Origin of the sequence: Vibrio sp. Isolate24, from assembly GCF_022398215.1 — a bacterium.
Classification (GTDB): Bacteria; Pseudomonadota; Gammaproteobacteria; order Enterobacterales; family Vibrionaceae; genus Vibrio; species Vibrio coralliilyticus_A.
In genome coordinates this window covers 1,375,813-1,390,943 of record NZ_JAKEUU010000001.1, presented here as the reverse complement: position 1 = coordinate 1,390,943, position 15,131 = coordinate 1,375,813, and the positions used below count along the sequence as shown (strand labels likewise).

Below are 15,131 nucleotides of genomic sequence, written 5' to 3'. Positions count from 1 at the left end.
GTTAGGGCGATAATAACTAATGACAACATAACAATTACAAAACGAATTAATCTTTGAGGGACACTATGAGATTTAGTCAAAAAATCGTTGCTGCATCATCAGCATTGCTGTTGGTAACCGTGGTATTACTTTCGGTGCAACAACTGAGTACAGTAAAGGATGAAGTCGAGGACTTGGTTGATACCAGCCTCATTGAAATGGTGAAAGGGGTGAAAAATACTGTCACTTCTGAAATGGCAAGCAAGAAATCCCTTGCTCAATCCACCACCGAGGTGATTGAACTCGACCCTCAAAATAAAGCCCGTGTTAAAGATATTCTTGAAAAGCCCAATTTAAAAGGCAGCTTCTTGGCTGTTGGATATGGTTATGAAGTTGATGGTTTTGTTGTAGAAAATGATGACGGTTGGGAAGCAGGCCCTGATTATGATCCACGAGTCCGACCTTGGTACAAAGATGCCAAAGCGCAAGGCAAGCTCGTCGTAACGGCCCCCTATGTGGATGTGTCTTCAAAGAAAGTCATTATTTCTATTGGTACTCCTGTTCGAGATAATGGCCAGTTTACCGCAGCTATGTTCTACGATTTAGAGCTGACAGGTTTAGCCGATTTAGTGAATAGCGCTAACCTATTGGATGCTGGTTACTTGTTTATTATCACCGCTGATGGGACAACCATTGCTCACCCTGATGCCAAAAATAATGGCCAAAACCTTTCTGCCTATTTGCCTGAAGCGAGTATCAAAGAAGGTAATCAACGTATAGAAAAAGAGGGCAAATCCTACCTCGTTCACTTTACGAAAGTGCCAAGTGAAAACTGGTATATCGGTGCGATTGTGGATGAAAGCATTGCATTTGCAGCAATAGACGATATGCGTAGTAGTTCGATCCTTTATGCTGTGATTAGTGTGGTGTTGAGTGTGGTGGTATTGAGCTTCCTGATTAAGTTCCTTATGAAGCCTCTAGGTACACTCAATGAAGCAATCAAGGATGTCGCTTCGGGACAAGGTGATCTGACCAAACGTCTAGACACAAACACGGATAAAGAATTCGCGGAATTGGCTGAAGGCTTTAATACCTTTACCGAAACCTTGCAGAAGCAAATCCAACAGTCGAAAGCTATTGGTGCTGAAATTCTACGTGGTACGGAAATGACGGTTCAGGGCTCTCAAGAATCCGCTGAAGCGATGCGTAGCCAACTGCAAGAACTGGAACAGCTAGCCACTGCAATGAATGAAATGGCTGTGACGGCAACCGAAGTGGCAAATAATGCTCAAGGCGCAGCCGGGGCTGCCAAGGAAGCCGATGAAGCAACTCAGCAAGGTTCTTCTGTGGTGAGCGAGACCACAGTATCAATTGATGCTCTATCTGCTCGCATCGATCAGGCTGTTGAAGAAGTTCAAGGGTTAGAATCTGCGACTGCGAATATTGAAACCATTCTTAAAGTCATCAATGATATTGCCGACCAAACGAATTTACTGGCTTTGAATGCGGCTATCGAAGCAGCGCGTGCTGGTGAGTCTGGTCGAGGCTTTGCGGTTGTTGCAGATGAGGTTCGAACTCTTGCGCAGCGTACTCAGGAATCCACGACAGAGATTCGCAGCATGATCGAGCAGTTGCAAGCCGGAGCAAGCTCCGTGTCTGCGGCTATGCACGAAAGTAAGAACACAGCAGTTGATGCGGTAGATAAAGCACAAGCCGCGGATGAATCTTTACACCGAATCCGTGATGCCATTCAGCGTATTACGGATATGAACATGCAGATAGCTTCTGCAGCAGAAGAGCAAAGCTTAGTGGCGGAAGAGATCAACAGCAACACCGTCAAGATTAAAGATCTCTCCACGCAAGTCGCAGACTCAGCCGAGAATGCCAATATTGCCATGCAAGTTCAGACTGAGAACGTGCGTGAGCAAGACGCCATTTTAAACAAATTTATTGTCTAGAATCCCAACAAAAAACGCCAGCGACTCGCTGGCGTTTTGTTATTAGCTGAATTATTTGTTTTCGTTTAGATAGTCCAGCACGACTTCATGGTGGTTTTTGGTCTTAAACTTATCAAAGACGTGCTCAATCACACCTTCTTCGTTGATAAGGAAGCTGATACGGTGTAGACCGTCGTAGACTTTTCCCATGAATTCACACCCTTGGGAATATTCTAAGACCTAAATTTTGACAATTATTGACAAACTCTATTTTTAACAGTGAGTTAGGGTAATAAATTTTCTTTTTGAACTCTAATTATAGCAGTTGTCATAATTTTTTGTAAATCTGGTTGTTTTTGACGCTTTTCAAAGTGGAAGCTTGTCATAAAAAGTTTAGGCGATGTTATAATATGAAGCTGATTGTCATTGCGACAGAATCGCTCGGTGATCACAAGCATAATTCTGAGCTTGTAACTCATTTGTGGACAGAAACGTGTCAGCGAGTTTTCTAAATTAGTGATTTATGAATTACTTCAAGTATTGCAAACCTCCAATCAAGTGGCCAAACTCACTCAGCCGTTACAGTCCACTATATTTAGTGTCATACAAGAAATAGAGAAAGGCTTCTTGAGCCTCTTAAAGCCTTTCTCTATAGATTAAAAGGACAAAAACAGACCAGCGATTGTTGCACTCATTAAGTTAGATAACGTACCGGCAAGAATGGCATATAAACACAGGCTAGAGATCTCAGAGCGCCTTTCTTTTGCCATACTACCTAAGCCGCCCAACAACATTGCGGCAGCTGAGAAGTTAGCAAAGCCACACAGGGCAAAGGTGATGATAGCGGTAGTACGCTCAGATAGTGGGTTGTCAATTAAGAACTCGGTAAAATTAACGTAGGCAACAAATTCATTAAGCACTAATTTTTGACCAATAAACGTAGCAGCATTAAATGCTTCGTCTAGTGGAATACCAATGATCAAAGCAAGAGGTGAAAACAGGTAGCCAAGAATGAGCTCTAATGACAGTTCAGGTAGACCAACAAGCCCACCGACTAAACCTAGTAGGCCATTTAAAAGAGCAATTAAAGCAATAAATGCTAAAAGCATACCACCCACATTAATCGCCAAAGCTACCCCATTTGATGCTCCCTCAGCGGCTGCATCAATAACATTACTTGGCTTGTGAGCTTCTATTGATTCGCTTACCTCACTATTTTCAAGCTCTGCCTGCAATTCTTCAGGTTTCTTAGTTTCTGGCAATAAGATCTTGGCAAACAACAAGCCACCAGGCGCTGCCATAAATGATGCCGCAATTAAGTACTCCATATTTACACCCATTGCAGCAAATCCCCCGAGTACCGTACCGGCGATAGATGCAAGGCCACCACACATCACTGCGAATAACTCTGACCGACTTAGTTTATTAATATACGGTGCAATGACAAGAGGTGCCTCGGTTTGACCAACAAAGATATTTGCGGTTGCCGACATAGACTCAAATTTACTCGTTCCTAGCAGTTTCTGAAGGCCTCCTCCAAGAAAACGAATGAAGATCTGCATAATGCCAAAATAGTACAAAACGGATACTAAGGCAGAAAAGAATACTATTACTGGCAATACGCGAATGGCAAAGACGAAGCCGCCGCCACCAAATACTTCAAACATCTTGTCACTGGCTAAACCACCAAATAAGAAGCCAATACCATCAGCAGAATAACCAAGAACAGCATTGATTCCATTTGATACATGCTGAAGAAGGTCTTTACCTATGGGCACAAACAGAACGAACGCACCGATTAAAAATTGAATGACAAATGCGCCAAGAACCGTTCTTAGATTTATAGATTTTCGGTTCATAGAAAAGGCATAAGCGATACCGAGTAACGCTAGCATGCCAAGTAGACTAAAGAGGATTTGCATAGAAATTATCCTTGTTCTATCTAATAAAAACGGCGGACTTAAATAGCCTGCCGTTCTATTGGGGTTAGTGATTGATCCAGTGTTCGCAAGCTAGTTCAGCCACCATCATTTCGATATCATATGGCACTGGCTGCGGTATTTTAGAGAGCGTTTTAGCATTAAGTGCGATACGCTCAAGGCTTAGAGTTTGAAGTGCTAGCCCTAAATCCATAATTTCGATTGGGTTGCCATCACCTGCAGATAGATTAACCAAGTTGGCATCAGAGAGAACGAACAACTCTTTATCTTCCCCTGCTATTTGATAGGCTGTTACGTGTGGACGAATACGGTTGATGCCCTGACTCATCTCTTTGAGTTCGGACAAATTAATTTCGCGTTGAAAGTGACCTGCGTTTGCAATAATGGTCTTATCACGCATGAGTTCGAAATGTTCTTTGCGAAGAACATCGTCGCGACCGGTGATCGTCACAACCATGTCCGCATCTGGTAGTGCGTCTTCAAGCGTTGCGGTATAGAAACCTTCCATGTGCGCTTCAAGCTTAGTAAGAGAATTGCTTTCAACTACGGTTACATGAGCCCCCATGCCACGTAGTCGTTGTGCTGTACCAGAGCCGCAGTAACCATAGCCAATTACAACCACTTTCTTACCGTGAAGCATCACGTTTGTGGCTCGCATAATGCCGTCAACAACAGAAGAACCCACCCCAAAGCGATTTTCAATGATGCGCTTAGACATAGTGTCGTTGATGATCAACGTTGACCACTTATCAGATTTGAAGTCTTCACGGAGACGGTTGGCTCCAGTAGTCGTTTCTTCTGTAGCTCCTAGGAGTTTGCCCTTTAGATGCTCAAATTCAGGGTGAGTAAACACAAGTTCATGTAGGTCTGCACCATTATCAGCAATGATATCTGGGTTGAAGCTGAGAACATTTTCACAATAACGTATGTGATCTTCAAATGACTCATTGCGATGAGAAAATACATGAACGCCGTAATCTTTTACGAGTGCTGCTGCGGTTTCATCTTGGGTAGAACCGGGCGAGCCGGTCAAAACGACTTTGGCTCCACCTTTTGTCAAAGCTTCCATCCATACACCGGTTTTAGCTTCTACATGAAGGCAAATGCCGATGGTTAACCCCTTAAATGGTTGTTCTTTCTCTAAGCGTTCGATAAGACTTCGCATAATTGGCATGTGTGCACGCGCCCAGTCAATCCGCTTCGTACCTTCTGGTGCAAGAGTTAGATCTGCTACGTCATAGGTGATATTCGTCATTTCTGTATCCTTTTGTGGAAATTGGTATGGACACAGAATGAGTGAAATTGAGGTTTAGAAAAACAAAGCTACGTGGAAAGATTGTTTTTATAGAGAAACTATAATGTGAGGTGTGCAAAGGAACTCGTGAGCTCTTTTAGTAGTAATGCATTAGAATAGAATGACTATTAGAGGTACCCCGATGAAAAACCTGAACCTAAACTTGGTCACTACCTTTTACACCGTAGTGAAGCATAATTCGTTCTCACAGGCTGCTGATGAATTGGTACTGTCTAAGTCTGTTGTCAGCAAGCAAATACGCCAGTTAGAGAATGAGTTGCAATGTACGCTTATTCAGCGAACAACCAGAACATTATCTTTAACAGAGCAAGGGCAATACCTCTATGAACGATACTCAAAGGTTCTCGATGACATTAAAGAAGCTCATGACGTCATCGACCAACGAAATGACACACTGAGCGGCTCTTTTAGGATACGCCTGCCAATTGTTCTTGAGCACGATTTGAATCTCATGCAAAAGATCAGCTCGTTTGCTCAAATTTATCCCAATGTAGAACTAGAGGTCATGTATGGCTATACACTGGATGACCTTGTTTCAGAGGGTATAGATCTCGCCTTTCATATCGGCGATATGCCCAATAGCAGCTTTCGATGTAGAAAGATTAAGAGCATCGGCACCAAGGTAGTCGCTTCTAGAGACTACTTAGAGATAAATGGAACACCTAATATCCCATCAGACTTAAAAATGCATCGCTGTATGAACTACCGAAGTTGTCTAACAAAGGATAAATGGCGATTTAACTTTGCAGATGAATCGCATGAATTTGTCGAGTTAAATTCAACGATTCGATCGGATTCAGAAGCTATGTTGGTCGAGATGGCTAAAAATGGAGTGGGCATTTCGTGTGCTTTGGAATTTTTAGTCGGTGACTATATTGAACAAGAAGAACTGGTGAATCTACTCACTGAGTATACTTGGTCCACTGAGCTTTATTTTGTCTACCCAAGTGCGGCGATCACCCCCCATAAAGTACGAACATTTATTGACCACATGTTGAAATAATCGCGCCCGTCGTGAAATGACAATTCGCTAGGAGAAACAATAGAGTGATTGGCTCAGCGTAGAATCTTTACCTATTCTATTATGGTGACTGCCGACTAGATCATTAAACAACGATTTATTGACTCTAAAGGCGGATAATATGAATAGGTCAGCTATATACAGTAGTTTGCTATATATCAAACTTGCTTAGCCTGCCCCTACAGATCCATGCTTTACTTATTACTTTGAGACAAAGTAGAACTTTCTTGTTGGCTCAGAGATGCGTTTTAAAGCATGAGTGAAAGTAGGTCGAATGGACATACTTAGACCTTGATACTTATCAAGCTTAACTCATTTTGGGGCACAGGCTTTTCAGGAGAAAAGCCTGTATCAGCAAGCCTCAGCAGTCTGTTTGCTCTGAGAGCCTCAGAGCGTCTTCCAGTTCCACGCCAAGGTAACGAATAGTGTTATCTAGCTTCGAGTGCCCCAGTAAAATCTGTACCGCTCTGATGTTTTTTGTTTTGGCATAGCTCAAGGTTGCTTTAGTACGGCGCATGGAATGAGTGCCATAGTAGCCCGCATTCAATCCAAGTTTTACTGCCCAGTTCCTGATAATCGATCGATAGAATGAGTAGCTGATAGGTTGTCCTTTTCGGCGACCACTTGGAAACAAAAAACTGCTTGCCTCTAAGGATGTCGAGTAGATCCATCGGCTAATACTTTGTTGCGTTCTCGGGGTAATCTCGTAGTGGACGTCGGTGCCAGTTTTTTGCTGGATGCATTGAACCCTTTCATAGATTACACCTTGCGAAGAAACATCATATACATGCAGCCTTAGTAAATCACTTGCCCTTAATTTGCTATCAATGGCTAAGTTCAATAGTACAAGCTGCATTAGGTCGCTTTCAAGCTCTAGCCTAGTTCTAATTCGCCAAATTTCTTCCAACTTGAATGGTCGTTTAATGCCGCTGCATTTTCCTGAAGATAACTTTCTCATGTTGACCTCCTCTTCGATATTATTGGTCAACATAAAGTCTGGCTATAAACTGAAACTGTTCCAGCCTGATAGCCATCGATCACACAGTCGTTCAGGGTGCTCAGAATCATCCGTGGACACAAGCGAGTTAACATAAATACTCTACTATCCCGCTTTGAGATAACTTCTCGTATCTCAAAATGCAATCAGGCACCGCTTTAAGCAGTGTCTGAGATGGAAGGTTTTGGATATTTTCAATCATGGTTTAAGCGCATCAAAAGTTCGTATAGTCGCATAATAACGCCTTCTAAATGCATATATAAATAAAATTAAATCTACCCACGAATACTGCCGTTCATGGGTAAATCTTTATTTTGGGCTAATAAATTCCTATTGAGATGAGTTAGACTTTGAATTTTCTTGTGTATTCTGTCAATGTTTCAGCAGAACGAGCAACTTCCTGACTTGCCGCAAGCAACTGTTGAGAGCTGGCTGAAGTTTCTATCGACACTTCGCTAATGTGCAAAATTCGTTTGTTGATATCTTCACTAACTTGAGCTTGCTCTTCTGATGCAGTTGAAATCTGAGCCATCATGTCGTCAATTTTTGCCATTGCAATATTAATTTCTTCGAAAGCTTCGACTGTTCTTCGAGAAACCGAGCTCGTGGATTCTGCCTGCTCAACACTCTTTTGCATCTTAGACACTGACGTTTTCGCCGCTCCCTGAACCGTAGAGACAATGTCTTGTATATCGGCAGCTGAATCTTGCGTCTTTTGGGCTAACTGTCTTACTTCATCTGCAACTACCGCGAAACCTCTGCCATTCTCACCTGCTCTGGCTGCTTCAATTGCAGCATTAAGTGCCAGCAGGTTTGTTTGTTCAGTGATGGTTTGTATTACTGTAAGTACCTGATCAATCTGGTCAGTACTTTGTACCAGTGCGTCCATATCATGTGCTGTGCTCGTGACATCATTAACCAAAGTGTCAATCGATGCCATACTGTTATTGAGCATAGTTATGCCTTCTTCAGTCTTGTCATGTGCTTCTTTCGATATCAGTGCAGCATTTTCCGTATTATGTGCAACATTATTGACGGTACTGGTCATTTGGTTGATTGCAGTTGCCACCATCTCTGTGTCAGTTTGCTGATTAGCAACCGCTGCGGTGGTTTGCTCAGAGGCAACCGAGGTTTCTTCAGCCGTTGAAGCCAATACCTGACTAGATTCCAGAATCTGGCTAATGAGCGCTTTCAGGTTGGTGGACATATTTCTCAGGGAAGCATATACACTGCCAGATTGTACTTTGCTGTCAAATTGATGGGTTAAGTCACCATTAGCAATTTGTTCTGCTAACTGCATCATTTCCCGAGGCTCTCCGCCAATCGGACGTATAATCATTTTAGGCATGAATACAGAAACCGTAGCGCCCAGGATAAATGCAATCAAAGAGGTTACGATAATGATGGTTAAGTTATTCTCTGTATCCGTTTGCACTTTAGGACCTAGCACATCTTGGTCATTTTTTACGGATAGTTTTACTTTCTCAATATCACCTGCCACCTTTGCTCCAATAACATTTAAGGTGTTGTTGATGAGGTCGTTCCGCTCTTTTATAGTGCTATCGACACTATTAAATGCCTCAAGGTATTGCGAATGACTATCCGTGACTTTCATGAGCAGAGCCCGCCTGACACTGTTTTGAAGGCTGTTATCCAGCTTTTTCAGGAATACTGGTATTTCATCAGAAAGCTCCTGCCGGGCTCTTTGGGCATCCTCCTGGCTATTAGTAACCAGGTATTTGGTAACGTAAAGGCGAGCCAGTAAAAGGTGTTCTTGTAATTGTGCCGCAAAGAATGAAGCTTCTGCGTCGTTGTCATTGTAGGCAGAGACGATAATGTCTGATAGTGCTTGTCGCATGGTCAAACCATTTGGTTCCAATTTCTCCTTTACGATTTGATTTCTTTTTCCAAACAACTGAACCACTTGCTCAAAACCATGCTGGTAGTCATCGACTTCCGAGATGATGCTTTGCACCAAAGCGGCTCTTTGGGGGTTCTGAATTTCTTTTTCTGCTTCTTGCAGGAAATCCACGATTTGGGATTTCCGGTCTTCATATTGCGTGATTGAGTTATCGGATTGCGTGTTAATGTAGTTGAGTACGGCTAATCTCATTGTCAGTATATTAGCCTGAACTCGACCTGCCAAATTGGTATCCCTTGCCAGCCCTCTGTAATCTACAAACCCATCTTGCATTTGGTTAAAGCCTGCAAGGGAGGTAAGAGAGATGACAGACAGTAACAGCAAGATAACACCAAAAGAAATATAGAGTTGTACACTCAGTTTTAGACGACTAAACATAGTGAAATGAACCCTTTTTGAGACTAATTAAATTCAACGTTAGAGAATATAAATAACTCAACAACGCAGTGATGAGTCGCGATTATGAATGGTCAGATTTTGAGAGTAAAGGATTTGAGGAGCCAGCAAGCAGTGAATTGTCATAGCCTAGAGTTAGCTTCTTTATCTTTAAATTCGAGTAACAATTTCACAAGATATTCTGATTTCGGCTTGCGTAAGTTGTATCTACGAAAAACATCGTTTGCGATATCCCACTTGTCTACTTTAGCCAAGTAAGTCAAATAACTTTCCATCACATCAAAGCCTCAGGGCAACTAAGATAAATACAGTTGCCCTGATATAGTCATTTACTTGGTTTATTTAGAAATAGAATTTTAAACCAGAAATACCAGACCATTGTTCAGATTCTCGATAAGTTTTATAGCTAGCACCGAGCTCAAGAGCGAAGTGATCTGTAAAGTTTATTTCACCTGTCAAAGAGAATTTATTCATCGGATCTTTATCAACATGAGAGTAACGATAGCTAGGAGTCAATGTTAAGAAGCTGATAGGGACAAACTTTACGCCAAGGTGAGCAGAGGGACTGTACTCATTAAATTTGCCACTCCCACGTTCTACATCAATTCGATTTATACCCAATGATAGAAATGGGAAAGCACCATTAGCGTAACCGTTAATACCGAGCCCCGCATAATGATCTCGATATTGGGTTTTGCCCGTACTCATTCCTGTAAATTCGGCTTCAAAAAAGACGTGTTTGTTGAGTGTTGTCGTTAACATCGCATATCCACCGACAAGGTCTTGCTCACCTTTTTTAGCGTATGATGAACCCAGATATTGCTCAAGGCCATTATTTTGCCCTGCTTGAACTCCAAAACTAAAACTATTGAAATAATTCGTTTCAGCATTCGCTAAATTAGGCATTGTCAAAATAAACCCTATAAGTATGTTTGCTTTTTTCATTGTTTTCCTTCCTGTTTTTAGGTGTAGGAAAATAATGGTTATCTTATAAATAATCAAACATTATTTTGTTAATATTTTTATATAATTAATGGTATTTTTTAATAATTTGTATTTGTTTTATATATTTATAATTTGTTTTATATAGGTTTAACTTCATCTTGAATATTTATTGAACTTTCTATAAATTCCCTCGGCTTTAATGAAATTAGAGATAGGTTGAATGATTGTATCCAAAGAAAATATAGAAATAGCTTTACGGAACAATGAATTCGAACCTTACTTTCAACCAATCATATCTCTCGATACTGGGAAAGTGGTCAGATGCGAAGTATTGGCAAGGTGGGTTCATCATTCGGGCGTTATCTCTCCAATTCAGTTTTTAAGTGAAGTTCAGTCACTTGGCCTTCTAGAAGAAATGACAAGTCAAATAGTTAAGAAAGCTATTAATTGTTGTTTGCTTTGGACACGTTCTCATGTTTTAAATGATGTCGGTTTTTCTATTAATTATCACTACGAACAACTCATAAACATTGCTCGTGTTGAGCAGTTAATAGTTTTACTGAATGAGCTTGGTCTCTCTACCTCATTAGTTGAAATAGAGATTACTGAGACACAAGTTATCGAAAACTATACGAAGCTTTCCTCTTCCATCGAGAGATTGAGGAAAGAGGGGATGTCAATTGCTCTTGATGATTTCGGTGTGGGCTCTTCTTCTCTAAGTACGCTAAAAATGCTTCCAATAGATACATTAAAAGTAGACCGTTCGTTTGTTAAAGATATTGAAAGTTGCAAGGTTAGCCGTTCCATATTGGAGGGAGTCTGCGGTATTGCAAGTGCTATTGGTGTCAATCTTGTGGTTGAAGGAGTAGAAACAAAAGAGCAGTTTAACTTTATTGATGAAACCTGCGATTCCGTTGAAGTACAGGGTTATCTATGTGCACCACCTTTGCTATTTGAGGAGTTTTATTACTTTGCCGAAATGATTAACTTAAATAGTCTGCAGTCACTTTCTTTGTTATTTTAGTTAGGATGATTTATATGTTGTTCCGAGTTTGCGTTGTTGCACTTTTCTATGCCCTAGTGTGTGGGTTTGTCAGAGCCGAGGCGAATTATCTCTATCCCCATACATGCGATAGTATCGTATGTAGGAAAACACCTGAACCTAGTTATTCTTTAAATGAATCATCGCCTCTCGTGATTTCAGATGAACCGGCAGAGTTACCTGACAAACTAGCCTTAGCTATCTATGTGACCGCGTTATTCATGCTTGACGAGCGTAATGTTGAGGTTAAAGATTGGAAATCAGAGATAGGGAATAGCGTTGAATAATTGAAGCTACGTTAAAGATAAGGTTGAAGAACCTATACATGAACTTGATGCGTTATAGGCTTTGTTACTTAATTCAGAGAGAAGGTATACCGACCCCATTGAGCTTGATTCTAAAACGATATCATGAGTTTCGGGCATTGAGTAAGTTTCATCAACCTGAGCGTTGTAGCTCTTCAGGTGTAATTTCCCGCCTAACAACTGGTTCAGTCGAAGTGTTCATGGCCCTCTCTAACTGCTATTCAGAGCTATGTTATACTGTTTCCAGTTAGTTGTTTTGTAACGAGGTCTAGGCATGATACTACGATGGAAGGCCAATGTAGCTGATCAGATCGTAGATTAGAGGCTTAGTTCCATCTATTTACGCAACAAGGCTTTGCCTATCTAAAAAGCTATCACTTATGAACCCGATAACATTATAAGAAGCAATAGCATAAACTACTGTCAGTAGGCGATAGCCCATCGATTAGTCTTGTCCGCTCTCAAAAATACGATATTTAAATTTCTTTTTTGAAATTAGAATCCCTATTACAAATATTAGATATATTTGTAAAAAAATCAATCAGTTAGAAGGCGCTCTCTCTCCGTAAGCGCTCCATAAACCCCGCATTTTAATCGCCTAGCGCGAAGAATAAGATCAAGTCTCCAACCGTGAGGAGATTTGAAATGGGAAAACGACACACTAATCAAGAATGGCAAACGCTCATCGAGCAGTCTGAATCGAGTTCATTATCAACGCTTGCATTTTGTAAGCTCAATGCACTCAATCCCTCAACGTTTTATGCTAAGCGCCAGCAACTCAAAAAAGCGGATGTCTCTCAAGGCTTTGTACGAGCAGAGGTCGTCGAAAAGACAACGAAATATCAAGCTCAAATAGCCACCGCTAACATAACACTTCTCATCAATGATGTGGAGCTGAGTATTCCTCAAGGCACGCCCGCTGCCTACCTGGCAGAACTCATTGGAGCGTTGTCATGAAACGCATGCTCAGCGCACCAGAGATTTATCTGTATCGTGAAAGTGTCGACTTTAGGAAGTCCATCAATGGCCTCGCAGCGATTATCGAAAGTGACACCGACTTACCTCTAGGAAGTGGTGCACTGTTCCTGTTCACCAATAAACAGCGTGACAAAATCAAGGTATTGTACTGGGATAAAACAGGCTTTGCTCTTTGGTACAAACGCCTCGAAAAAGCCAAGTACAAGTGGCCATCAAAAGAGAAAAATGAGGTGTTTACTCTGACTCAATTCGAGCTTGATAGACTGCTTTCTGGCTTCACGATTATCGGCCACAAACCCGTGCAAATAAACGATTTTACAATGACTTAATCGATAATGAAGCCTTATCCACCAAGCATTCATGGCATGGTTTTAGTATAATAAATGCCATGAAAAAGACGCCAGATATCAACCCAAAAAGCCAAGATGTTGCCGAGCTACAAGCGATGGTGAAAGCGCTGATGGCGTCAGAAAACCAATGGAAACAAGAGCGCCAGTCGCTACTCGAACAGCTCAAGCTTGCCTTTGACCGTCAGTTCGCTAAACGCTCGGAGGCGCTAAAGCCTTACGATGAATCTCAAGGTGACCTCTTCAACGAAGTGGAATGTGAAGCGGCTAAGGAAGAAGAGATTGAGGTCACGACGACCACCACAACGAAGAAACGTGGTAAACGCAAGCCCCTTCCAAAGACCTTGCCTCGTGAGGTTATCGAACTCGATTTAGATGACAATGAAAAGCAATGTGCGTGTTGCCAACATAGTCTGCATAAAATCGGTGAAGACCGCAGTGAGAAACTTGAGTTCTCACCTGCCGTACTTAAAGTGCTGGAATATGTTCGTCCTAAATATGCTTGTCGTCAGTGCGAGCAAACTCAAGACAACAGCCGTATCGTTCAAAAACCAGCGCCACAGAGCATCATCCCTAAAAGCTTTGCCACAGAAAGCTTGCTGGCCAACATCATCCTTGGCAAATACCAATATGCGATGCCACTTTACCGCCAAGAGTCGCTGTTTACCCAATCGGGTATCGAACTATCACGAACCACAATGGCAAGGTGGATTATCCAAGTCAGTGATAAGTTCGAACCTTTATATGAAGCGCTGAAAGCCCATCTTCTTCAACAAGTGGTGGTTCAAGCGGATGAAACGCCGCTCAATGTCCTCAAAGAAGATAAACAGTGTTATATGTGGCTCTACTGCTCGGGCGCAGACTCGCCCGACGCTGCACTGCCGAATGTGAAGAATATCGCCTTGTACGACTATCAAAACAGTCGCGCGAGGGCATGCCCTGTTGCCTTCTTGGGGGATTACAGTGGTTATCTGCAAACCGATGGCTATGGTGCTTATGACGGTCTTCATCACGTAACCAATGTTGGCTGCTTGGCGCATGCACGGCGAAAGTTCATGGATGCGAAGAAACTTCAAGGTAAAGGTAAGTCAGGCAAAGCAGATAAAGCGCTGGCTAAAATCCAGAAGCTCTATGGAATAGAATCGCGCTTAAAAGGTGCGAGTGTCGAAATACGAAAAGCAGAACGTCAACAGTATGCTAAGCCGATACTGGATGAGCTGTACGAGTGGATGACGACTCAACAAGTGCTAGCGTCTAGCTCGTTGGGCAAGGCGATAAAATACACGCTCGGCCAATGGCCGAAACTTATTCGCTATATCGATGATGGTCATTTATCTATCGATAATAATCGAGCTGAACGTGCAATTAAACCGCTGGTCATTGGCAGGAAGAACTGGTTGTTCTCAAACACACCAAATGGTGCTGATGCGAGCGCGATGCTTTACAGCATCGTCGAGACTGCAAAAGCCAACGGCCTTATCCTCTACGACTACATGGTCAAGTGCATGAAAGAGCTAGCGAAAGCTGACCCTGATATCGATGCACTCCTGCCTTGGAACTTCAAACATTAACAACATCGCCCTGTGGGTTCATGGGGCGCATACCTCTCTCCAACACATGTTTGGTCCTTAAACACCTAACATGCATAAAAACATTTCTAATGAATGAGTATAATGGACTTTAAAGACGATTAAACTAAAGAGAGTTTTTTCCAGTGTTCATTCCTGAAAATTCAGTTTCCACGAAGACATTATTAGTTACTGAGAAAGATAGCGAAGCATATACGCCCATAAGGCCTTGTTCTTCTTTTTCTGAAAAATTGGAACCTAAATTTTGATCCAAACCTTCATTTTGTCCGGATTGAAAGCCAATACTGAGGCTATTAAAGTCATGCATATTTCGGAGCATTCCGATCAGTCATTTCGGGATTATCCGATCACCCATTTCGGTTTAAACCGATCACTGATTCCGCGATTATCCGATCACTTTTAGCCTAACTCCGAAATCG

At 42.0% G+C, this 15,131-nt stretch carries 13 protein-coding genes and 1 pseudogene; 7 read left to right on the top strand and 7 right to left on the bottom strand.

Annotated elements, in window-relative coordinates; all coding sequences use genetic code 11:
* Window positions 1–65: 65 nt before the first annotated feature.
* Window positions 66–1,937: a methyl-accepting chemotaxis protein gene (locus tag L1D23_RS06070; protein ID WP_239864854.1), complete on the top strand. Its 1,872-nt coding sequence runs from the start codon at window positions 66–68 to the stop codon at window positions 1,935–1,937.
* Between the two features lie 51 nt (window positions 1,938–1,988).
* Here L1D23_RS06070 and L1D23_RS06065 read toward each other — a convergent pair.
* From L1D23_RS06065 to L1D23_RS06055, 3 genes and pseudogenes are all read right to left on the bottom strand, one after another.
* Window positions 1,989–2,132: pseudogene (locus L1D23_RS06065) on the bottom strand (thioredoxin-dependent thiol peroxidase); the annotation flags it as partial.
* Window positions 2,133–2,572: 440 nt separating this feature from the next.
* Complete coding sequence (locus L1D23_RS06060) at window positions 2,573–3,838, bottom strand: NupC/NupG family nucleoside CNT transporter (RefSeq protein ID WP_239864853.1); 1,266 nt, start codon at window positions 3,836–3,838, stop codon at window positions 2,573–2,575.
* A gap of 64 nt (window positions 3,839–3,902) precedes the next feature.
* Complete coding sequence (locus L1D23_RS06055; RefSeq protein WP_239864852.1) at window positions 3,903–5,111, bottom strand: adenosylhomocysteinase; 1,209 nt, start codon at window positions 5,109–5,111, stop codon at window positions 3,903–3,905.
* A gap of 181 nt (window positions 5,112–5,292) precedes the next feature.
* Here L1D23_RS06055 and L1D23_RS06050 point away from each other — a divergent pair, with 181 nt between their 5' ends.
* On the top strand, window positions 5,293–6,174 hold the full coding sequence (locus tag L1D23_RS06050) for a LysR family transcriptional regulator (protein ID WP_239864851.1): 882 nt from the start codon (window positions 5,293–5,295) through the stop codon (window positions 6,172–6,174).
* Between the two features lie 379 nt (window positions 6,175–6,553).
* Here the strand turns inward: L1D23_RS06050 and L1D23_RS06045 are convergent, their stop codons facing one another.
* From L1D23_RS06045 to L1D23_RS06035, 3 genes are all read right to left on the bottom strand, one after another.
* A complete protein-coding gene (locus L1D23_RS06045; RefSeq protein WP_239864850.1) occupies window positions 6,554–7,150 on the bottom strand; it encodes a tyrosine-type recombinase/integrase in 597 nt (198 codons plus the stop codon).
* Between the two features lie 382 nt (window positions 7,151–7,532).
* The gene (locus tag L1D23_RS06040; RefSeq protein WP_239864848.1) at window positions 7,533–9,488 is read right to left on the bottom strand and encodes a methyl-accepting chemotaxis protein; all 1,956 of its coding nucleotides are present in this window, start codon (window positions 9,486–9,488) and stop codon (window positions 7,533–7,535) included.
* A gap of 360 nt (window positions 9,489–9,848) precedes the next feature.
* Window positions 9,849–10,451, bottom strand: coding sequence for a hypothetical protein (locus L1D23_RS06035; RefSeq protein ID WP_239864845.1), 603 nt, complete (start codon window positions 10,449–10,451; stop codon window positions 9,849–9,851).
* 220 nt (window positions 10,452–10,671) lie between these two features.
* Here L1D23_RS06035 and L1D23_RS06030 point away from each other — a divergent pair, with 220 nt between their 5' ends.
* The 5 genes from L1D23_RS06030 to L1D23_RS06015 all read left to right on the top strand — a co-directional run bounded on the left by L1D23_RS06030 (window position 10,672) and on the right by L1D23_RS06015 (window position 14,694).
* A complete protein-coding gene (locus tag L1D23_RS06030; protein ID WP_239864844.1) occupies window positions 10,672–11,475 on the top strand; it encodes an EAL domain-containing protein in 804 nt (267 codons plus the stop codon).
* Window positions 11,476–11,645: 170 nt separating this feature from the next.
* A complete protein-coding gene (locus tag L1D23_RS22205) occupies window positions 11,646–11,780 on the top strand; it encodes a hypothetical protein (protein WP_275667209.1) in 135 nt (44 codons plus the stop codon).
* A 663-nt stretch (window positions 11,781–12,443) separates the two neighbouring features.
* The gene (locus L1D23_RS06025) at window positions 12,444–12,755 is read left to right on the top strand and encodes an IS66 family insertion sequence element accessory protein TnpB (RefSeq protein WP_239864843.1); all 312 of its coding nucleotides are present in this window, start codon (window positions 12,444–12,446) and stop codon (window positions 12,753–12,755) included.
* A complete protein-coding gene (tnpB, locus tag L1D23_RS06020; protein ID WP_025590488.1) occupies window positions 12,752–13,105 on the top strand; it encodes an IS66 family insertion sequence element accessory protein TnpB in 354 nt (117 codons plus the stop codon). The genes L1D23_RS06025 and tnpB overlap by 4 nt, the downstream gene beginning before the upstream one ends.
* Before the next feature lie 59 nt (window positions 13,106–13,164).
* A complete protein-coding gene (locus L1D23_RS06015) occupies window positions 13,165–14,694 on the top strand; it encodes an IS66 family transposase (RefSeq protein WP_239864842.1) in 1,530 nt (509 codons plus the stop codon).
* 124 nt (window positions 14,695–14,818) lie between these two features.
* On the opposite strand, the gene L1D23_RS06010 is transcribed toward L1D23_RS06015, so the two are convergent.
* Window positions 14,819–15,019, bottom strand: a complete 201-nt coding sequence (locus L1D23_RS06010) for a hypothetical protein (RefSeq protein WP_239864841.1) — start codon at window positions 15,017–15,019, stop codon at window positions 14,819–14,821.
* Window positions 15,020–15,131 lie beyond the last annotated feature (112 nt).